Below are 20,044 nucleotides of genomic sequence, written 5' to 3'. Positions count from 1 at the left end.
CATATGAACAGAAAGGGGGAATGGACATGGAACGTTGGAACACACGTCAAATCATTGGATTTATGATTATCTTATTTTCAGTCGGACTCTTCATCGATATTGTGACGGGTGGCAATAGCGTCTTATTCAGCATGATCATCCCGCTGCTTCTCCTCTATATCGGGCGACGGTTCAGTCGTCGTGGCAAGCAGTCTGCTAGCTATATTTTTTACGCAATTGGGGGAATCCTCTTGATTGGCTTGATCTTCTCATCTGCGGCATTCGGATTCGTGCTCTCCGGACTTCTCCTGTTATTCGGCTATCGACTCTATAAGAATCGACCGGTCGAATCGAAAATCCGGACACCCCTTCGTCAAGAACAAGCCTTCTCATTTGGGATGAAGGAATCGGGGCACTATGTGTTACGTGATACGAATGAGTTCTTTTTACTACGGGATGTCGAGATGGATTTGTCACAAGCCATCATTCCGGAAGGAGAGACGTTCTTACTCCTCAATGGACTCGCAGGAGATATTCGAATCCTCATTCCTGCAGGGTATGACTATTCGATTGACGCGTCGATCGGCTTCGGTAAAGTGCAGGTTGATGACTCGAACTATTCGCCGGTTTTCAATCGTCGCTTCTATACAGCGTCTGATGATTATGTCCAGGCCACGCGAAAAGTCCGGATTCATATCGTGCTCATGAGCGGAAGTGTCGAGGTGATGACGGTATGAAAAAAGATTCTTATCCACGAACGGTCGTCTGGCATCAACTGTTTAGTAGCCTGTTGACGGCTTTCTTGATCACAGTAGCGTTTCTCATAGGTGACTCGACTTCATTGAGCGATTTATTTTCGCGTGAAGAAGGGTTGCCTTTCGGTGTGTCCATCCTGGTGATTGCCGTCTTGATCGGAAGTATCTTTGGCGTCGGTTCGTATTTTTATTTGCGCCGAGACTTTCGAGAAGTCGCCAATGCCCTTTGGAAACTGGAGAATCAAAAAGACATCACTTTCCGCCCGATGTCCCCTTACCGAGATACACTCGAACGAATCGTCCGCGTATCGAAACAGCGCCAAGAGATGGTCGAGATGGCGAAGCGAGTCGGTGAGCGTCCGGTCAGTGTGGAAGAGGCACGGAGTGAGGCCGTCGTAGAAGAAAGACGTCGCGTCGCACGAGAACTTCATGATTCGGTGAGTCAACAGCTCTATGCCATCTCGATGATGACGACAGCGGTCAAACAGACGATGCAGACGAAACCAGATCTCGCGAGTAAACAAATGGAACAAGTCGAGCTCATGGCGCAGACCGCACAGGCAGAGATGCGTTCGTTGCTGTTACAACTACGACCGGTCGAATTAGAAGGCATGACACTCAAGACGGGAATCGAACGCTTGTTAGAAGAACTGTCTCGTAAACAATCGACCGAGCTCGTCTGGCGTTTAGAGGAAGTGAAGCTCTCCCGGCACACTGAAAACGAACTGTTTCGGATTGTTCAGGAAGCGATTAGTAATACGTTACGACACGCCAAAGCGACTCGTTTAGAAATCGAGATGCGAACCGTGCAGCAGACGGTCATTTTAAAGATTAACGATGATGGGATCGGATTTAATGTGGACGATACACAAGTCGCTTCATATGGATTACAATCGATAAGAGAGCGCACGGCAGAAGTCGGTGGAACGTTGCGATTAGTCAGTGTGCCGAATGTCGGGACACAAATTGAAGTACGTGTGAAACAACAAGTGGAGGGGTAATGATGATTCGAGTTGTATTAATTGATGATCATGAAATGGTTCGGGCGGGCGTATCTGCCTTTTTATCGACACAACCGGACATCGAAGTCGTGGGCGAAGCATCGGACGGAGCGACAGGAGCGGAGCTTGCGATTGCGGAGAAACCGGATGTTGTCCTCATGGACTTGGTGATGGAGCCCGTTGACGGAGTCGAATCGACGAAACGAATTAAAGCAAGTTGGAAAGAAGCGAAAATTTTGGTCGTGACGAGTTTCTTGGATGATGAGAAAGTGTATCCCGTCATCGAAGCCGGTGCGATGAGCTATGTCCTCAAGACAGCAAACGCCAATGAAATCGCAGATGCGATTCGTCAAACCGCTGCCGGTAATCCGGTCATGGCCGCCCAAGTGACAGGAAAGATGCTCGAACGCCTGCGTCATCCGGAAATGACCCTTCATGAGAGTCTTACTGCTCGGGAACGAGAAATTTTGCAACTGATGGCGGAAGGCAAGTCGAATCAAGTGATTGCGGACGAATTGTTCATCTCACTCAAAACAGTGAAGACACACGTGTCGAACATCTTGACGAAGCTTGACGTCTATGACCGGACCCAGGCAGTCGTCTATGCGTTCCAACATAACTTGGTCAGTAAAGGATGAACCGTCTCCCTGTGATTGAAACGGAGCGCCTCCGACTGCGACCTCTCCAAATGGAGGACGGTCCGCACGTATTCGCCATCTTTTCAGATGAACACGTGCTACGCCACTACGGAATGGAGCCACATCGGACGTTAGAAGAAACGGAACAGATGCTGACGCATATGCTCGCACAAATCGAAACAGGTGCGATCATCCGTTTTGCAATCGAGCATCGCGAATCAAAAGCGTTAATCGGGACAATCGGTTTTCACAATCGAGCTCCTTCGCACCGTCGTGCCGAGATCGGTTATGAACTTAGACCGGAATATTGGAGTGCAGGCTATGCGACAGAAGCACTTCACGCGGCACTTCAGTTTGCTGTGACGTGTGAAATTGAACGGGTTGGTGCCATTGTCTATGTCGAGAATCTCGCATCGCAACGCATGTTAGAGAAGATTGGATTCGTTCAAGAAGGTAGACTACATAACTATATGCGTCAGCGGGGACAATCTCATGACGTGTATGTCTATAGCTATATGACCCATCAGCCAGTCTGAGCACACCGACCACAAGCGGTGTGCTTTTTTCGTTTGCAAGAGAAATAAAATGGGAACCAACTAGAAGTGAGTCAATCAAAGGAGGATGATGAGATGAAAGCAGCATATATCGAACAATATGGCGGATCAGACGAATTCAAAGTAGGTGAACTTGAACAACCGACGATCGGTGCAGATGACGTATTGATTGAGGTTCATGCCGCAAGTGTCAACCCGGTGGATTGGAAGCTCCGTGAAGGATACTTGAAAGAAATGCTTCATTTCGAGATGCCACTCGTCATTGGGTGGGATGTATCGGGTGTCATCAAAGAAGTTGGGGCGAATGTGACCGAGCTCGAGGTGGGGGATGAAGTATTCAGTCGTCCGGATATTGCACGACAAGGCACATATGCCGAATACGTCGCGGTCGATGCGCATCTCGTCGTCAAAAAACCAACTTCACTGAATTTCGAGGAGGCCGCATCACTTCCGCTCGTCGCCCATACGGCATGGCAAGTCATGTTCGAAGTGATGGATGCCAAACCGGGTGATCGCATCTTCATCGGAGCTGGATCAGGTGGTGTCGGGACAGTAGCCATCCAGCTCGCGAAAGCACACGGTTTGTATGTCGTCACGTCGACGAGTACGCCGAACGTGGACTGGGTCAAAAACCTGGGAGCGGACGAGGTCATTGACTATAAACAACAAGACCCGGCAGAGGCCGTCCGCGATCTTGATTTCGTATTTGATACGATGGGGGGCGACGGGCAGGGTAAACTGTATCGAATGCTTAAAGAGAATGGGATGCTCGTCTCCATCTCCACACCCCCGAATGAAGAGGAAGCCGAACAGGCGAAGGCCCGTGCCGAGTACGTCTTTATGCAACCGACAGGGGAGCGTTTGAAAAAAATTGCGGAAGCTGTTGAAAAAGGCGAACTGAAACCTGTGATTGACCGGGTCTTTGATTTAGAAGACATGAAACTTGCTCATGACTATGGAGAAGAAGGGCATGCCAAAGGCAAAATCGTCATTCGAGTGAAATGATAAAAAAGAGGTGGATTTCCGGAACACGCTCTGGAAATCCACCTCTTTTTATTAAATTTGATAAGCTACCTCATTTGGAGGTCAGCCTTTTTTCTGTGCTTGTATTTGTTCATCGATTTCGGATAGGTAGGTCCAACGTTCCATCTTCGCATCGAGTGTTTCTTTCAGTTCTGCGATTGTTGCGTACAACTCATTGACTTTACCAAGGTCGCTACCCGCTGATGCAAGTGTCGCTTCTTGCGCTTCAATCTGCTCTTCAAGTGCCGCGATGTCTTCTTCGATCGTGTCCCATTCCTTCTGTTCTTTGAAGGTGAATTTCACGACCTCCGACTTCACGCGTTCCTTTTTCTCTTTAGGTTCTTTCTCTTTCTTCACTTGACGAACCTCTTCTTGTCGCATGGCCAGGTAGTCACTATATTCTGCGTGATACACCTGGATGATCCCATCTTCGAAGGCAATCAACTGTCCGGCGATCCGGTCTAAGAAATAGCGGTCGTGACTGACGGCGATGACTGTACCTGGGAATGATTCTAAATAGTCTTCTAAAACAGACAACGTCTCTGTGTCCAAATCGTTCGTCGGTTCATCGAGGAATAACACGTTCGGTTCATCCATGAGAATTCGAAGCAGGACTAGACGTCGTTTTTCGCCACCAGATAGCTTCGCAATTGGTTTGTATTGCGCGTCCGGTGAGAAAAGGAAACGTTCGAGCATCTGCCCCGCCGTGATGACCTCGCCGTCCGGCGTATGAATGACTTTGGCGATGCGTTCGATCTCATCGATGACCCGTCGTGACTCGTCTTCAAATTCGACTTGTTGTCCGTAATAGCCTAAATGAACAGTTTCTCCGTGCACGATCGTACCGTTTGTCGGTTCTAGGCGCTTGGCGAGCAAGTTCATGAGTGTTGATTTCCCACTCCCGTTCGGTCCGACGATTCCGTAGCGTTCACGGCGACCGAAAATCCAATTAAACTGCCGAATGAGAAGGGAGTCGTCGTATCCGAAAGACAAATCTTCGACTTCGATGACCTTTTTGCCGAGACGTCGTGATCCGACCGAAACGTCGAGCGTCTCGTCTTCTGCTAAGCTCTCTTGATGTTTCAAGTCTTCGACGCGTTGAATGCGTGCCTTTTGTTTCGTTGTCCGGGCTTTCGCGCCTCGACGTAACCAGGCGAGTTCGCGACGTAATATATTCTGTCGTTTCTGTTCCATCGATTGTGCCCGCGCTTTGCGCTCGGCACGCTTCTCGAGAAAGAGTTCATAGTTCCCGTTATAGAAGTAACTCGTTCCATCCGCAATCTCCAAAATGTGATTCGTGACACGATTCAAGAAATAGCGGTCGTGGGTGATGAGCAGGATGGCTCCTCGGTAATCGGCAAGCATCGTTTCGAGCCATGCGATTGTATCGGCATCCAGTTCGTTCGTTGGCTCATCTAAAAGGAGCAAGTCCGCTTCATCGAGTAACGCTGCGGCGAGCGCGACTCGCTTTTGTTGCCCCCCAGACAAGGCGTTCACATCGATTGACACGTCAGGAAGACCGAGCCGGTTCAAAATCGACTTCAGTTTTGCTTCCGTTTCCCAAGCGTCTGCGGCATCGACGGCCTGTTGGGCTTTCATGAAGCGTTCAAGTAATTGCTCACTTGTCGGGTCCGCTTCGAGTGCTTGCCGGGCGCGTTCGAACTGTTTCAACGCTTGAACGGACGGAGTGTTACTTGTGAACAAAGCGTCTAGAATCGTTTGTCCTTCGTTAAATTGAACCGTTTGAGTCAAGTAGCGAATCCGATAATCGTTCGGATGCTGCATCGTGCCTCGATCTGCTGTCTCGGTACCGGCGATGATTTTCATGAACGTCGATTTCCCCGAACCATTCACGCCGATAATCCCGATACGGTCTCCGGGATGGATTGTCATCGTCACATCATCAAATAAGACTTTGTCGGCAAACTCTTTATGAATGCCTTCAATCATTAATAAACTCATGCGTTCTCTCCTTCAAGCTGTTGACGAATGGCCGCCTCGACCGTCGCTGCGATTTCCTTGTTCGGCAAATCGGCCGGATCAATCGCAGGTAAGAATGTGACATCGACCGTTGCCGGGGTGATTCGATTTTTGGCTTCTAACAATTTATAACTGCCTTGAATCGCGACTGGAACAATCTTCGCACCACTTGATGTGGCAAGCGTCAAACTTCCAGCTTTAAACTCCTTCATCGGTCCACCTTTTGAGCGTGTGCCTTCTGGGAAGACAATCATCGATTGACCGGATTGAATCGTTTCGACTCCGGAACGAATGGCTTGAATCGATTGCCGACGGTCACTCCGGTCGATGAAGATACATCCCATCAATTCCATCCAACGTGGGATAATCGGGAATTTTTGAACCTCGATTTTTGAGATAAACGCTTTCGGTCGTTTCGTGGCGGTCAACATGATCGGGACATCGAAGTTTCCTTGGTGGTTCGACACGTAGACGACGGGTTCATCCGGAATCTGGTCTTGGCCATGGACACGGACGTCTGAACCTGCGATTTTTAGTAGAAACTGTGCCCATTTATAAGCGATATCTTGTACGTAACGGTAACGTTTCGGTGTTTCGATTTTTTTCGCTTTCTGTAAAAACGGGACGGTGATCGGTAATACGGCAAAAAATGAGAAAAACCATACAGCTGTTCGAATCATTCTATTCTCTCCTCTCATGATGACAACAAGAAAGAGTCTTCTTCTCTTGACGAGAATCCGACCCTTCGGCATGAATCCTTATTCCCAAAAGCGAGAATCGCTCTCTTCTTCCTCTTCTTCGAGCTCGAACGTAATGCGTTTATTCACAGGATCGACGACGAAATAGGCGCCGTCTTGCTCGATACTTTTGATTTGCATGGCCTGGTCACTTCCGATTTCGAGAGTGAGACGGATTCGATTGTCATCATCGACGAGCAAAATGCCGTCCTCTTTTAACCAGAGCTCCATGACAGGTGAATAACGAAGTAGCCATTCATTCGATAACGGGATTTCATTCATACGGTTGTGTGCCTCCTGCGATTATAAATCCATTGTACGATGTCTGTTCCTACATAGGATACCAAATGTGGCGAGGGAAGACGAGCGTTATGTAGAGCGTTTTCGAGTCGTAGAGTGCATTCTGTCCACGACGCGTTTGATTCGTTTCTGGTTCCGTCTTTCTACAAAATACTCGTTTGCCTGCATGAAGAGTTGTTTGAAGGAAGAGAGTCCCATGGCAATCAAGACGGCGAATAGAAATGTCCCGATTGGATCTTTGTACAATTCAGTCTGGAACAAGAAAGCAAGTCCTACGATTGATAAAATGGTCGTGAGAAAATAAAAAATCATAGCGGAGTCTCCTTTTCTTAAAGGGTATGAAAGAAAAAGGCATGGTCTTTTAATCGTATTCGACTTTTTGAAGGAAAATCCTGTTATGTATTCCAAAGAAAAAACGCCTTCAGTTGGCTGAATGGCGTTTACTCTTGGGTCATGTAAGTCGAAGATGACGAAACGTTCGTATCGACACCGTTTGAGAAAATAAAACTGAGTGATGCGAGCAATGCGAAAAAGGCGACAAGTAATCCTTTTGTAAAACGTTTTGCAAAAGAACGAGACTGTATATCAAACATTTATTATCCCCCGATCAATCCTAAATGAAACCTTATCTATACTGGACACTTCCTATATAATAACGTTTTCAAAAAAAGGATACTAGCAGAAAAAAAGGCGTTCACAAAATTGTCACAAAATTTTAATAAATCATGTGAGTTCATTAAACAATCGCCATTTCAACTGTCTCAAAACACGTTCACATTTTCGACACATTTATTCAAAATGTTGAAAGAGAACATGATATGATTAGGAACGTGTGTAGATAGGTATACTGACAGTAATAGCTTAGAAAAGGATGTGGGTGTAATGGCATTGCGAGCAGGAGAAGTAGTAGATTTAGTCGCGGAACGTTCTGCTGATTTTGGAGTATTCATTAGTAACGGCCGCGAAGAGGTGCTCCTTCACCGAAAAGAACAGACAGAAGAAGTGACGATCGGTCAAACAGTTCGCGTCTTCTTATATCATGATTCAGAAGGACGTCTCGCATCAACGATGACGATTCCGACCGTTTCATTTGATGAGTATGAATGGTTTGAGGTAACGGGCGTCCGGTATAACACAGGGGTCTTCGTGAATATCGGAATTCAAAAGGACGTTCTCGTTTCAATGGATGACTTACCGGAGAACCGGTCGTATTGGCCGCAGACAGGCGATCAATTGTGCATTCGCTTGAAGTATGACCAAAAAGGACGTTTGCTTGGGGACCCTGCACCATATGCGTTCTTGAACTTGTTGGCACGACCGTCGAAAGAAGAATGGAACAACCAGGACGTGCAGGCCATCGTCGTCAATAAACGTGAAGTGGGCGTCAACGTATGGGTCGAAGGCGAATCACTCGGTTTCTTGCATGAGGCAGAGATGACGCGTTGGCCACGTCTCGGAGAACAGTTGACCGTTCGTGTGACGCAGGTCAAACAAGATGGTACGGTCCTCGTTTCGATGAAGCCACGTGCGTACGAGGCGATTGATGGTGATGCGGCGAGCATCCTCTCGTATATTGAAGAACGTGGAGGACAAATGCCTTATGGTGATAAGACATCACCTGACATCATCGACCGTGAATTCGGGATGAGTAAAGCGGCATTTAAACGAGCGCTTGGAAAACTGTTGAAAGAGAAACAAGTTGAAAAGCTCGACAACGGCTACAAATTGAAATAAGATAACTCATGTTCGGGTGACATGAAAAAGTTTGAAAATGTATTTCTTTCATTTTAGGAATAAATACGTTATAGTTAATAAAGTTGACTATGAGGAAACATTAAGAAAACGTCTGTAGATCTGTCAAACTGAACTCAGACGTTTTTTGTATGAACAAAGGAGAATATAATTTGACAAAATTTCAAGACTTACAATTAAGTGAAGCATTAGTAAAAGGTGTACACAAAATGGGCTTCGAGGAAGCTACACCGATCCAAGCTGAGACAATTCCTGTCGCACTCACGGGAGTGGACGTATTAGGACAAGCACAAACAGGTACAGGGAAAACAGCAGCTTTCGGTATTCCGACAATTGAGCGAATCGATTCAAAGGCGCGTCAAGTCCAAGCACTCGTTCTTGCACCGACACGTGAACTTGCGATTCAAGTTGCAGAAGAATTAAACAAAATCGGTGAAACGAAGCGCGTATACGCACTTCCAGTATACGGTGGTCAACAAATTGACCGTCAGATCCGTGGTTTGAAAAAGAACCCGCAAATCGTCGTAGCGACACCAGGACGTCTCATGGACCACATGAAGCGTAAGACGATCAAACTCGATGACATTCAAACAGTCATCTTGGATGAAGCGGATGAAATGCTCAACATGGGCTTCGTTGAAGATATCGAAACGATTTTGGCTGGTCTTCCTGAAGAGCGCCAAACGCTTCTCTTCTCAGCGACAATGCCACCACAAATCAAAAAGATTGCTGAGCGTTTCATGAAGTCGCCGACAATCATCAAAGTCAAAGCGAAAGAAATGACAGTTGAGAACATCAACCAACAGTTCATCGAATTGCGTGAAGGTCAAAAATTCGATACGCTTTGCCGTTTGATCGACATCGACTCACCAGAACTCAGCATCATCTTCGCTCGTACGAAGAAACGTGTAGACGAAGTGACAGAAGCACTCATCAAACGCGGATACACTGCAGACGGTCTTCACGGAGACTTGACGCAATCGAAACGTGACCAAGTTATTCGTCGTTTCAAAAACGGAACAATCGATATCTTGGTAGCGACAGACGTTGCGGCACGTGGACTTGATATTTCAGGTGTCACACACGTTTACAACTTCGATGTACCACAAGACCCAGAGAGCTACGTACACCGCATCGGTCGTACAGGTCGTGCTGGTAAAACTGGTACAGCCCTCACGTTCATCACGCCACGTGAATTTGGACAAGTGAAAGCAATTGAACGTGTAACGAACAAACGCATGAACCGTCGTCACGTACCGACAATCGCGGAAGTACTTGAAGGAAACCAAAAGCAAGCAGCTGAAGAATTGATCGAACGCGTTCAAGCGGGCGACTTCAAAGCTTACACGCAACTTGCGACAGAACTTCTTGAAGAGTACGAAGCAGTTGAAATTCTCGCTGCTGCCCTCCGTGGATTGACGAAAGAGCCAGATTCAACACCTGTTGAAATCTCGTACGCTGAACCAGTTCGTGTGAAACGCCAAGGTGGCCGTGGTGGCGATCGCGGTGGATACCGTGGTCGTAACGACCGTCGTGGCGGTGGCGGTGGCCGTGGTGGCGATCGTCGTGGTGGACGCGGTGGCGAACGTCGTGATGGACGTAGCGGAGACCGTAAAGGATCATTCCGTGGTGACGATCGTCGTCGCTCGGATGACCGTGGCCCACGCCGTCCGCGTGACTAATCATCGTGAAATGCCGCATTTCCTTAAGTGGATTTGCGGCATTTTTTATTGTGTCGTGCTACACTAGTTGAGTAGAGATAGAAGGATGAGGTGTCAACGGATGGTGGAATTAAGTTTCGGTCTCCTTGTGCTACTTGGTTGTGTAATCGCATTGAAACCAATTGTCTCAAGGACGAATCGTCCTAACTTTCGTTATATCCCCGTGGCAACATTGTTATTTGGAGCGATGATTTTCTTAGTGTTAGCCATTGGAGTAGGCGGAAAGATGGGCATTGCATATGGCATGGTGAGTATCGCCTATTTTATTGCTTGTTTCGGTGCCTATATGTATGTACACACGCGAACGAGCTGAATGTAGCTCGTTTTCGTATTTAACGAAGAGGTGATGGAGTTATGGATGCGGTAGAAGTGATGGTCCATCCTGAAGAAGTGATGGTGACGTATGAACCAATCCTTGGAGCGGCGACGTTTCAAGTGGAAGGATATATGGTACACGGACGCTTTCGTGGTGAATCGTTGACACCATTTTTTTATGATGATGACGTTCCCCTCGAGTATCAATTAGACATCGCTCAGCGAATGGAACAGTTAGCGGCTGAACAACTTCGTGACGCTAAATCTTTTGTCACGTTTAGATGCCGGGCAGAGTGGATTCTTGAAGAAGGAGGAGAAGCGTTTTTAGCACCGCTTCGCGAACTCAATTTTCCGTTACATCGCATATACGTGACACTCCAAGGAACGGATTTAGTTGATGTCTCTCGTCTGTCGCGTGTCATTCAGTACTATCGGTCGTATGGATTGAAGATTGCGTTAGACTTTGCGGAATCGACGAGCATCGAAGACATCATGACACTTGCGCCAGAATTGTTACTCGTCGACCTTGGTACAATGATTGAGAAAAAGACGTTATCGGTCACCTATCCGAATATGCTTCAGACAATGGAATATATCGCTTCAAAGCTCGGTGCACCGCTTCTTTACAAATCCATCGACCATGTTGGACAGCTTCGTTACGCGTGGCAGCACGGTGGTCGCTATTACATGGGGGGGCTACTCGGATTAGAAGATGCGCTTCCACAACGAGAAATCAAAGGAATGGGTGTATTGGCACAAGAAGTTCCCTCCTTCTTTTTACATGATCAGAAACGATTGAATCGCTTGTACGAGCTTGAATTTGAGTTACACCGCCGAATCGGAGAACTCGTTCAATCTGGAAAATGGTCGAGAGACAAGAAAGATGAGTGGATTCAATTCATCGCCCCAAAATTGGAAGAGGTGTTTGTTCGATATTATCTAACGGATAAGACAGGTTTCCAGACGAGTGCGAACGTTTACTGCGTGAATGGAGAGTGGCGTGTCGATAATACGTATCGAGGCTATAACTGGAGTTTCCGACCGTATTTCATTCAGACGATGGCGGCGATGGATGTACGGGGGCGTGGTTATTTATCGGGGGACTATCGTGATTTCAGTTCGAACGAAGTGACGAGAACCTTCAGTTATCCGTTACCGGACGGCATGTTCTTATTCGCAGATATATCTGAAGAATACTTATATCAGAATCGATTATTAGATTAAAAGGGAGAATGATGATGTTAGATTATGATTACGATGCACTGCGCGAAATCGGGCGAATCGTCGCACTTGCGCGAGATGAGATGGCGAAAGCCGTTAAGCCCGGTATGACAACAAAAGAATTAGATGCGATCGGGCAACGTATTTTAGAAGAAGAAGGTGCAGCTTCTGCACCGATTACGATGTACGAATTTCCAGGTTACACATGTATCTCGCTCAATGACGTTGCTGCCCATGGTATTCCGGGAGATGAAGTCATTCAAGAAGGCGATATCGTCAATGTCGACGTCTCCGCTGTGAAGGATGGGTATTATGCCGATACGGGACGCACTGTGATTGCGGGGGCGGCGAAGTCACCTCAGCACGAACGTTTGGTCGAAGTATCCTTGACTTCATTAGAAGCTGGTCTCAGCAAGGTCAAGGCGGGTGTGAAAGTCAATCAGATCGGGAAAGCAATTTACGCTGACGCGAGAAAGAATGGATTCACGGTCATCCGGAACTTGGCCGGACACGGACTCGGTCGGACATTGCACGGGGAGCCAGAGACGATCTCGAACTATTATAGTCGCGAAGAAAATCAGTTATTAAAAGCCGGGCAAGTGATTGCTGTTGAGACGTTCATCTCGACAAAGGATGAAATCGTCTATCAATCGGAAGAGGATGGTTGGACGCTCTTCACTCCGAACAAGAGTCTTGTTTCGCAGTTCGAGCATACAGTTGTTGTCACAGAAGATGGATATGAAGTGTTAACGGGATCGTTCCGTTAACGTAAAAAGGTGTGGTTCTCGTGAACCACACCTTTTTCATGTTTGCAATGTAATCACTTCTTCGCGTAACCGTTCAATCACATTCCAATCTGGTTGTACGGAATCCGGAAGAGTCAACTTTCCATTCTCCACTTCAAGCGGGGTATCGAGTAAATCTTGCTCGAAATAAGCGCTCGTGCCTGACATGTCCGCGGGGAAGCTCGCGCCGCTTAACGAAGCAAACAAGAGTGTATGATATCTTCCGATACCGGATTCATACATGCCACCGACCCAGTATGGCGTTCCGTGTTTTCGAATGTGGAGCGCCTCGCTAAGCCCACCGACACGTGCGGGTTTAATGTTGACGATTTTTCCGGCACCAAGCTGTGCCATCGTATCCACGTCGTCATAAGACGTGATGGATTCGTCGAGACAAATGGGGGTCGTGAGTTTTGCTTGGAGAGCCGCTGATTTTGTGAATTGTCGGCTTGGGTACGGTTGTTCGATCATCAATAACCGATGGGCATCGAGTTGTTCGAACCATTCCATTGGTTGATCGGACGCACTTCCGTTTAAATCAATCATGAGAGGCGCGTCAGGGAAGACCGCACGAATCTCACGTAGGGCAGGAACCAGTTCATTAGGAGATGCCTTTAATTTGATGCGTTCGAATCTGTCAGCTAATGCCGTCTCGATGGATTTCATCGTTTGATTCAGTAACCCAATCCCGATTGTTCGTCCGCAGGAAACGGAATCTCCGGCGCTCATGAATGACTTTAGTGATTTGTTCGCGCGCGTTGCTTCAATCTCCCAGAGTGCACTTTCCCACATCGCCTTTGCCATGTGCTGACCGATGATGGACGAGACCAAGTTCGGAAACACGTCCGTCGTGACCGTCATCCCTTTCAGTAAATTGAGAATCAATTTGGACGTATCGATCATCGATCGGGTCGTTTCTTCCGTGTACCAAGGGGTCTCAAAAGCAGCACCTTCTCCGTATCCGACGACACCGTCTACGGTCTCTAGACGAAGGATGAGCGTTCTTCGGACAGATAAGACGGCGTGTGCCGTCACGATCGGGTGTTTAAACGTCAACGGGACGATGGAAAGGTCAGCACGTTTGATCATGGCAGTAGCTCCTTTAAGCGATGGCGCATTAATTTTCCGTTCGCGTTTCGTGGTAAATTCGGTGCGTGGTGGATGGTGATCGGGTGCTTATATTTAGCCAACTGTGAATCGAGAACTTCCTGCATCTCGGCTGGGTCATAGGAGCCGACGACGAAGGCGATTGGGACTTCTCCCCAAGTCGGATGTGATTGTTTCGTGACGCCGACGTCTTGGACGCCGGTACAGCGTAACATGGCGGCTTCGATTTCAGCAGGATAAACATTTTCACCACCAGACAGAATAAGGTCGGTTCGGCGATCGTGTACATATAAATAGCCATCCCTCATCGTGCCGAGGTCACCCGTTCGCCAATAACCATCGGGTGTCCAAGCGTCTGATTCAGGTTGTTCGAAGTATCCTTTCGTCACAGTTGGTCCCTTTACTTCAATCTCTCCGTCTGAATTAATTCGAATTCTTGTGGGGGCGATTGCCTGCCCACTCGAACCGATATGTGAGAGCGCTTCGCTCGGAAGTAACGTCGCGACCTGAGAGCACGTCTCGGTCATCCCGTATGTCTGAGCAATGGGTAACTGCCGTCGTTCTGCTTCTTCTAGTAATGAGCGCGGGACGGGCCCGCCTCCGACGAGTAACGTGCGAAGATGATGCTTCTTCAGACCGGCATAGAGCAATCGTTGCAGCATAATTGAGACGAGTGACAGTTGGGTGATGCCTTCTGTTTCGATGACGTGAAGGGTTCGATCGACATCAAATCGCGGCTCGACATAGAGAGTCGAACCGATGATGGCACTCCGATACACTTGGGAGAGTCCGCTCATATGAAAGAGCGGGGTCACCGCGAGCATCCGGTCTGATGGACGATAGTCCAAATGCGCTTCAGCGGCTCGGGCGCTAGCGAGGTGATTCCCGTACGTCTGTTGCACTGCTTTGGCTCGACCCGTCGTTCCGGACGTAAACATGAGAGACATGGTTTCATCTTCATTCCACTCATGGGTCACGGTGAAACATGAAGTGGTCCGGCGTGTGATCAGGAGTTGGGTGATAGACAAATCGATTTCTACGTCAACGAGAAGGAGGTCCACTTTTGCTGTTTGTAGCTGAGTACGCACTTCCTCTTCGGTCAGCCGTGTATTCAACGGAACAAGCACTTTTCCGAGCAGATGTACTGCATGAACGGCAATGACATAGTCTTTGCTGTTTTTAGCGAATATGCCAATTCGTTTGGCGGTGGGTGTCTGTTCATGGATGAACTGGGCAAGTTGAAGGCTTTCCGTGCGTAGCATTGCCCATGTCAATCGATCGTCAGCTGTCACAAGGGCGAGATGTGACGCTGGGTGTTTCCGAATCCATTCATACATAGCTGTCACCTCCAAAAAAAGAGTAGCGAAATCGCTACTCTCTCAACAATTAAGGGAAACGTGGGAATTGACCGAAGTCAGGGTCACGTTTTTCTTTGAACGCATCGCGTCCTTCTTTTGCTTCATCTGTCGTGTAGTAGAGAAGCGTTGCGTCTCCAGCGAGTTGCTGAAGTCCGGCAAGACCATCTGTATCTGCGTTCATTGCTGCTTTCAAGAAGCGAAGCGCTGTAGGTGAGTGTTGTAAGATTTCTTGGCACCACTTGATCGTTTCTGCTTCGAGTTGATCGAGTGGGACGACCGTGTTGACGAGTCCCATGTCGAGTGCTTCTTGTGCATCGTATTGACGGCAAAGGTACCAGATTTCACGAGCTTTTTTATGGCCGATGATGCGTGCCAAGTATCCAGAACCGTATCCTGCATCGAACGAACCGACTTTAGGACCTGTTTGTCCGAAGCGAGCGTTGTCCGCTGCAATCGTCAAGTCACAGACGACGTGAAGGACGTGTCCTCCGCCGATTGCGAAACCTGCGACCATGGCGATGACCGGTTTTGGAATGACACGAATCAAGCGCTGAAGGTCGAGGACGTTCAAGCGTGGGATTTCATCGTCCCCGACATAGCCGCCATGTCCACGAACCTTTTGGTCTCCACCTGAACAGAATGCCTTTTCGCCTTCACCTGTCAAGATGATGACGCCGACTTCTTTATCGTCGCGAGCGCGAGCGAATGCATCAATCAATTCATTGACCGTCAACGGACGGAATGCATTGCGCACTTCGGGACGGTTGATGGTGATTTTGGCAATCCCGTTCCACGTTTCATATTTAATGTCTTCATACGTCCGGACCGATGTCCAGTTCGCTACTGATTCCATTTTAAATACCCCCTAAAATCAATTTCTTTATTATTGTACCAAACTCTGATGCATTCTCAATATGAGGAGCATGCCCTGCGTTTGAAATTTCATAGATTTTAATATCTGGTCGCTCTTCCTGCATGTATCTTGCGATGGCTTTGAACTTGAGATCGTCTGACCCGACAATCAAGTCGGTACGGGGGAGACACTGCAATGTGCCCCATAACGATGGCATATGTCCCGTACCGATTGACCGCAAACTGTTTGCGAGGGCATTCGGTTGTTGGGCGAGCCGACCTGTTCGGAGTGAACGTTTCATGTCTTCCGTCTGTCGCCAAAGCGGAAGGTTCTCCCAACGATTCACGAATGCAGCGATACCCTCGGTTTCAATCAAGTGAGCCAATTCTGCATCTTGGCGGCGGCGTGCGGCTCGTTCCTTAGAAGTGAGCAGACCGGGAGTCGTGCTGATCCCGATGACATGTTCGACACGCTCGTCGCATGCGGCGAGTGTCAATGCGATTCTCCCACCGAGTGAATAGCCGACGACTGTCCAAGGTCGGTCGTCCGTATCCAGTAAGCGGGACAAATCCTTAACTTGCTGACTCATTGTCGAACGATTGACTGAAGGGTGCTCCGTTGCGCCATGTTGGAGGAGCGACGGTGACACAAGACGAATCGGTAATGTAGGGAGCGAATCGACCCAATGGGCGTTTCCGGTGAATCCGTGTAAAAATAATACCGGTTTTCCCTCACCGCGATGAATCACTTCATAACGTACGCCACGTAAATCGATGTTCATGATTCGTTCTCCGTGATGAGGCGAGCGCAGACAGATTGTGTCCAACCTCGATGGATCGTCACATTCTCCTCACGATTCGATGGGAATTCGATTAAATGAACGCCATCTTCAATCGCTTCTTGAATTTCATCCGGTCGTTCAATTAGACGATACGATAAGCCATATGTGTCAGCAAATCCACGGATATTTAAATCAAGCGGTGTGCCGAATAAATCTTCGAACAACTGTGTGTCGACAGAAGCCTGCGGGAGGAAGGAAAATATCCCTCCACCGTTATTGTTAGCAATCACGACGGAAAATTTTCCGGGATGATGCTTTAACAGTTGCAAGGCGTTGCTATCATGATAGAACGCTAAATCACCGATCAATAGAGCGCCGTGAGCCGTATCATAACTGCTTCCGAGTGCAGTGGATAACACACCATCAATTCCGTTTGCGCCTCGATTGGCGAGAACGTGTATATTCGTGCCGGCAGACAGTGATGTATCTATATCTCGAATCGGCATACTATTACTGACGAATAGACGCTCAATCGATGTATCGAGCAATCGTTTCGTCAATTCCGCTTCACCTTGAAGTGACGATTTTGCAGACTCGGCAACCTCTTCAAAAAAGCGTAAACGTTCAAGGTACCGAGGTTCGTTTGCGGATGCGATGAGCGGTAGAAAATCGAGTGCGTCGCCGTAACAGATGGTGGCTCGGCTACTTGGGTCGCGATAAGATCCCGGTTCATCGATGACGAGTTGATTCGCCATGGCCATCCATTGATTGAAGCGTTTCGAAACAGGTGCAGCCCCGAAACGGACGAACACCTCAGGCAGCCAATCAGTCCGATGCTCACTCGCGAGCCACGTGTCATAGTTGGTCAAGACGCCGTCGAAACGTCGCATGCCACTAAGAGGATCGGCAAAAATCGGGATCTGTCGTTCGGAAGCGAATTCAACAATGGATTTCTGCCAAGATGTCGGGGTGTAAGGTCCGACGACGAAGGCGAGTCGTTTTTGACTCGTGCATTCCGAGAAAATGTTTTTGTCTGCTTGTGTCGGCCGAATACGCTGTCGTTCTGGCAAGACAGGGTCAGCTTTTAACATCTGTTTCAATGACTCGAGGTCAGGAAGCAGAGGCTCTCGAAACGGTACATTCAAATGAACAGGTCCCATCGGTGCTTGCATTGACAGATTCGTGAAGCGGGTAATCGTTTGTTTCATAAACGATAACGTTGTCTCCTCTGGAACAGGCAAATCAATGCTCGTCTTCACTTGTTCACCGTAGAGGCGGACTTGATTGATTGCTTGTGGAGCCCCGACATTGCGCAGTTCATGAGGACGATCGGTTGTCAGTACGACGAGTGGCAAATGCGATATGAACGCTTCTGTCACAGCCGAATAGTAGTTTGTTGCCGCCGTTCCACTTGTGCAAATCAATGCGACCGGGCGAATTGTTTCTGACGCACGGGTCAGTCCAAGAGCAAAAAATCCGGCAGATCGTTCATCGACGATGATGTGATGACGAATCTGAGGATGAAGATATGCCGCTACAGCGAGCGGAGTCGAGCGGGATCCTGGGCTGATGACCACGTCTTTTACACCGGACGCAACAAGCCGATTTACCATGGATGCGACCCAATCGGTCAAAACCTTATTCATCTAGGGTGCCTCCTTGATTGTGTAAATCAAACTGCAAAGCTTGTTTGATTGGACTCATTTTTATTTCTGTTTCTTCGAGCTCTTGCTCGAGTGCAGAGTCTTTCACAATCCCACATCCAGCATACAGTGCGACGAATTGGTGTTGAACGAGTGCAGAGCGAATCGCCACGACAAACTCGCCGTCGCCTTCATTGTCTACCCAACCAAACGGAGAACCGTACCACCCGCGGTCGAATCGCTCAATTTCACGAAGCAATCGGACCGATGTCCGCTTCGGAGAGCCGCCGAGTGCTGGCGTTGGATGTAGCGATTCCGCAAGTGACAGCAAGGAAGCATTTGTTTCGAGTGTCGCTTGAATTGGGGTGTGTAGATGGAACACCGAGCGATTGGCCAAAATTTGCGGAATATCTCGTGTTTGAATCGGTGCAGTATAGGGTGTCAACGCCTGCTTGATGTCTTTCACGACAATTTGATGCTCCTCACGATTTTTTGAATCGTTTAGGAGTTTCTCTTTCGCAATTTCTGCCTCGATCTCGGTTTTCGGACGCTTGATTGTCCCGGCGATGGCAGCCGTGTTCAGTTGCATGCCTTCTTTTTGAATCAATCGTTCAGGAGTCGCCCCAAAGAAACCAGTGTCACGCTTTGGTTGATACAAATAGATGTAACTAGATTCTTGATGATCTGCTAAATGCTTCAAACTTTTTGAGAAGGGGAACGCATCATCGGAACGCTGATAAATTTCTTCGCGGGCAATCACGATTTTTTCAACTCGTTCTTCTTCAATCAACTGTTTAGCCTGTTGGAAACTGGACTTGAAGTGATCGACCCCATCTTTCACTTTTGTATAAGACGGCGTCGCTTCTTCCGTCGGACGAAGTGAACTGAACTGGGCCAACTGATCTGCCAATTGAATCAAATACTGTTCGACCGACTGCTTCGAAGAGACGAGAGTGGCCACTGTCAACGTGTGTCGGTCTTTATAGCGACGGTATAAAAATTTTGGGACGACGAGTGATGCCTCCCCAAAGGCATCCCACATACTTTTTTGTGGTCGCATAAACGTGTCGAATGAAAAACCGGCGAACGCGTGGATTGTCGCATCGACATCTCGTCGGTGAAGACTCCAATCGTATTGAAGTCGCTGAAATCGTTCGGGTCCAGAAGCGCTCAAGACGAGTGCATCCCCGCAACCTAGCATTTCGAGCGTCCGGTCTGGTGTCATGAAATAATAATGGGACGTATCGGTGTTCTGGATGATTTGAAAAGCATCGAACGCCGAGATTTCCCATGTGTATGATGCGAGGACAGGCCGTTGCCAAGCTCGCGCCCGTTTATGGGCCTGCTCAATTCGCTGTTTTATATGTGTTTGAGTATCTGGCATAAAAGAAAAGCCTCCTCAATCGGATAGAATTCTCAATCTTTAGTGTATCATGAGTTCGCAATACACCTGCCTATGAAATGCTCGGGAAATGATCAAGAATCTAGGATAATGGGCTGGCGTTGACAGATTTTTTCATCGAGACGTAAACTAACGAAGG

Annotated in this window: 21 protein-coding genes; 10 read left to right on the top strand and 11 right to left on the bottom strand. The window is 48.2% G+C overall.

Annotated elements, in window-relative coordinates; all coding sequences use genetic code 11:
• The first annotated feature begins 26 nt into the window (after nucleotides 1-26).
• From liaF to KNO73_RS12590, 5 genes are all read left to right on the top strand, one after another.
• Nucleotides 27-716, top strand: a complete 690-nt coding sequence (liaF, locus tag KNO73_RS12610; RefSeq protein ID WP_214685567.1) for a cell wall-active antibiotics response protein LiaF — start codon at nucleotides 27-29, stop codon at nucleotides 714-716.
• The gene (locus tag KNO73_RS12605) at nucleotides 713-1,735 is read left to right on the top strand and encodes a sensor histidine kinase (RefSeq protein ID WP_015880837.1); all 1,023 of its coding nucleotides are present in this window, start codon (nucleotides 713-715) and stop codon (nucleotides 1,733-1,735) included. The genes liaF and KNO73_RS12605 overlap by 4 nt, the downstream gene beginning before the upstream one ends.
• Nucleotides 1,736-1,737: 2 nt before the next feature.
• Nucleotides 1,738-2,373, top strand: a complete 636-nt coding sequence (locus KNO73_RS12600) for a response regulator (protein ID WP_015880838.1) — start codon at nucleotides 1,738-1,740, stop codon at nucleotides 2,371-2,373.
• On the top strand, nucleotides 2,370-2,909 hold the full coding sequence (locus KNO73_RS12595; RefSeq protein WP_214685569.1) for a GNAT family N-acetyltransferase: 540 nt from the start codon (nucleotides 2,370-2,372) through the stop codon (nucleotides 2,907-2,909). The genes KNO73_RS12600 and KNO73_RS12595 overlap by 4 nt, the downstream gene beginning before the upstream one ends.
• 93 nt (nucleotides 2,910-3,002) lie before the next feature.
• The gene (locus KNO73_RS12590) at nucleotides 3,003-3,932 is read left to right on the top strand and encodes an NADP-dependent oxidoreductase (RefSeq protein ID WP_214685570.1); all 930 of its coding nucleotides are present in this window, start codon (nucleotides 3,003-3,005) and stop codon (nucleotides 3,930-3,932) included.
• 81 nt (nucleotides 3,933-4,013) lie between these two features.
• On the opposite strand, the gene KNO73_RS12585 is transcribed toward KNO73_RS12590, so the two are convergent.
• The 5 genes from KNO73_RS12585 to KNO73_RS12565 form a co-directional block, all read right to left on the bottom strand.
• Nucleotides 4,014-5,912, bottom strand: a complete 1,899-nt coding sequence (locus KNO73_RS12585) for an ABC-F family ATP-binding cassette domain-containing protein (protein ID WP_214685571.1) — start codon at nucleotides 5,910-5,912, stop codon at nucleotides 4,014-4,016.
• On the bottom strand, nucleotides 5,909-6,610 hold the full coding sequence (locus tag KNO73_RS12580; RefSeq protein ID WP_214685572.1) for a lysophospholipid acyltransferase family protein: 702 nt from the start codon (nucleotides 6,608-6,610) through the stop codon (nucleotides 5,909-5,911). The genes KNO73_RS12585 and KNO73_RS12580 overlap by 4 nt, the downstream gene beginning before the upstream one ends.
• A gap of 78 nt (nucleotides 6,611-6,688) precedes the next feature.
• On the bottom strand, nucleotides 6,689-6,949 hold the full coding sequence (locus tag KNO73_RS12575) for a hypothetical protein (RefSeq protein WP_015880843.1): 261 nt from the start codon (nucleotides 6,947-6,949) through the stop codon (nucleotides 6,689-6,691).
• Between the two features lie 87 nt (nucleotides 6,950-7,036).
• Nucleotides 7,037-7,279, bottom strand: a complete 243-nt coding sequence (locus KNO73_RS12570) for a hypothetical protein (RefSeq protein ID WP_031421071.1) — start codon at nucleotides 7,277-7,279, stop codon at nucleotides 7,037-7,039.
• A gap of 128 nt (nucleotides 7,280-7,407) precedes the next feature.
• Nucleotides 7,408-7,560 carry a hypothetical protein gene (locus tag KNO73_RS12565; protein ID WP_015880844.1) on the bottom strand — a complete coding sequence of 51 codons (153 nt, stop codon included), beginning with the start codon at nucleotides 7,558-7,560 and terminating at the stop codon, nucleotides 7,408-7,410.
• A gap of 289 nt (nucleotides 7,561-7,849) precedes the next feature.
• Between KNO73_RS12565 and KNO73_RS12560 the strand changes: the two genes are divergently transcribed.
• The 5 genes from KNO73_RS12560 (at nucleotide 7,850) to map (ending at nucleotide 12,743) form a co-directional block, all read left to right on the top strand.
• The gene (locus KNO73_RS12560) at nucleotides 7,850-8,701 is read left to right on the top strand and encodes a CvfB family protein (RefSeq protein ID WP_015880845.1); all 852 of its coding nucleotides are present in this window, start codon (nucleotides 7,850-7,852) and stop codon (nucleotides 8,699-8,701) included.
• Nucleotides 8,702-8,871: 170 nt separating this feature from the next.
• The gene (gene cshA, locus KNO73_RS12555; RefSeq protein ID WP_078146356.1) at nucleotides 8,872-10,401 is read left to right on the top strand and encodes a degradosome RNA helicase CshA; all 1,530 of its coding nucleotides are present in this window, start codon (nucleotides 8,872-8,874) and stop codon (nucleotides 10,399-10,401) included.
• Between the two features lie 202 nt (nucleotides 10,402-10,603).
• Nucleotides 10,604-10,753 (top strand): hypothetical protein, encoded by a 150-nt coding sequence (locus KNO73_RS15010; RefSeq protein WP_251024990.1) that lies wholly within the window; start codon nucleotides 10,604-10,606, stop codon nucleotides 10,751-10,753.
• Between the two features lie 41 nt (nucleotides 10,754-10,794).
• Nucleotides 10,795-11,979, top strand: coding sequence for an EAL-associated domain-containing protein (locus KNO73_RS12545; protein WP_214779426.1), 1,185 nt, complete (start codon nucleotides 10,795-10,797; stop codon nucleotides 11,977-11,979).
• A gap of 14 nt (nucleotides 11,980-11,993) precedes the next feature.
• On the top strand, nucleotides 11,994-12,743 hold the full coding sequence (gene map, locus KNO73_RS12540; RefSeq protein ID WP_015880849.1) for a type I methionyl aminopeptidase: 750 nt from the start codon (nucleotides 11,994-11,996) through the stop codon (nucleotides 12,741-12,743).
• 36 nt (nucleotides 12,744-12,779) lie between these two features.
• Here map and menC read toward each other — a convergent pair whose 3' ends face one another.
• From menC to KNO73_RS12510, 6 genes are read right to left on the bottom strand one after another with little or no spacing between them, the layout of a single operon-like run.
• Complete coding sequence (gene menC, locus KNO73_RS12535) at nucleotides 12,780-13,850, bottom strand: o-succinylbenzoate synthase (protein ID WP_215112572.1); 1,071 nt, start codon at nucleotides 13,848-13,850, stop codon at nucleotides 12,780-12,782.
• Entirely contained in the window at nucleotides 13,847-15,205 is a 1,359-nt protein-coding gene (menE, locus tag KNO73_RS12530) for an o-succinylbenzoate--CoA ligase (RefSeq protein WP_215112571.1), read from the bottom strand. The genes menC and menE overlap by 4 nt, the downstream gene beginning before the upstream one ends.
• 49 nt (nucleotides 15,206-15,254) lie before the next feature.
• Nucleotides 15,255-16,079, bottom strand: coding sequence for a 1,4-dihydroxy-2-naphthoyl-CoA synthase (gene menB, locus KNO73_RS12525; RefSeq protein ID WP_214818422.1), 825 nt, complete (start codon nucleotides 16,077-16,079; stop codon nucleotides 15,255-15,257).
• Nucleotide 16,080: 1 nt separating this feature from the next.
• Nucleotides 16,081-16,860 carry an alpha/beta fold hydrolase gene (locus tag KNO73_RS12520; protein ID WP_215112570.1) on the bottom strand — a complete coding sequence of 260 codons (780 nt, stop codon included), beginning with the start codon at nucleotides 16,858-16,860 and terminating at the stop codon, nucleotides 16,081-16,083.
• The gene (gene menD, locus KNO73_RS12515; protein WP_215112569.1) at nucleotides 16,857-18,506 is read right to left on the bottom strand and encodes a 2-succinyl-5-enolpyruvyl-6-hydroxy-3-cyclohexene-1-carboxylic-acid synthase; all 1,650 of its coding nucleotides are present in this window, start codon (nucleotides 18,504-18,506) and stop codon (nucleotides 16,857-16,859) included. The genes KNO73_RS12520 and menD overlap by 4 nt, the downstream gene beginning before the upstream one ends.
• Nucleotides 18,499-19,887 carry an isochorismate synthase gene (locus KNO73_RS12510; RefSeq protein WP_215112568.1) on the bottom strand — a complete coding sequence of 463 codons (1,389 nt, stop codon included), beginning with the start codon at nucleotides 19,885-19,887 and terminating at the stop codon, nucleotides 18,499-18,501. Before KNO73_RS12510 ends, menD begins: the two co-directional genes overlap by 8 nt.
• Nucleotides 19,888-20,044 lie beyond the last annotated feature (157 nt).

Source organism: Exiguobacterium sp. s83 (assembly GCF_018617095.1).
Taxonomy (GTDB): domain Bacteria; phylum Bacillota; class Bacilli; order Exiguobacteriales; family Exiguobacteriaceae; genus Exiguobacterium; species Exiguobacterium profundum.
Note: the sequence above shows the minus strand (reverse complement) of the source record. Positions and strands in the feature narration are given on the sequence as shown.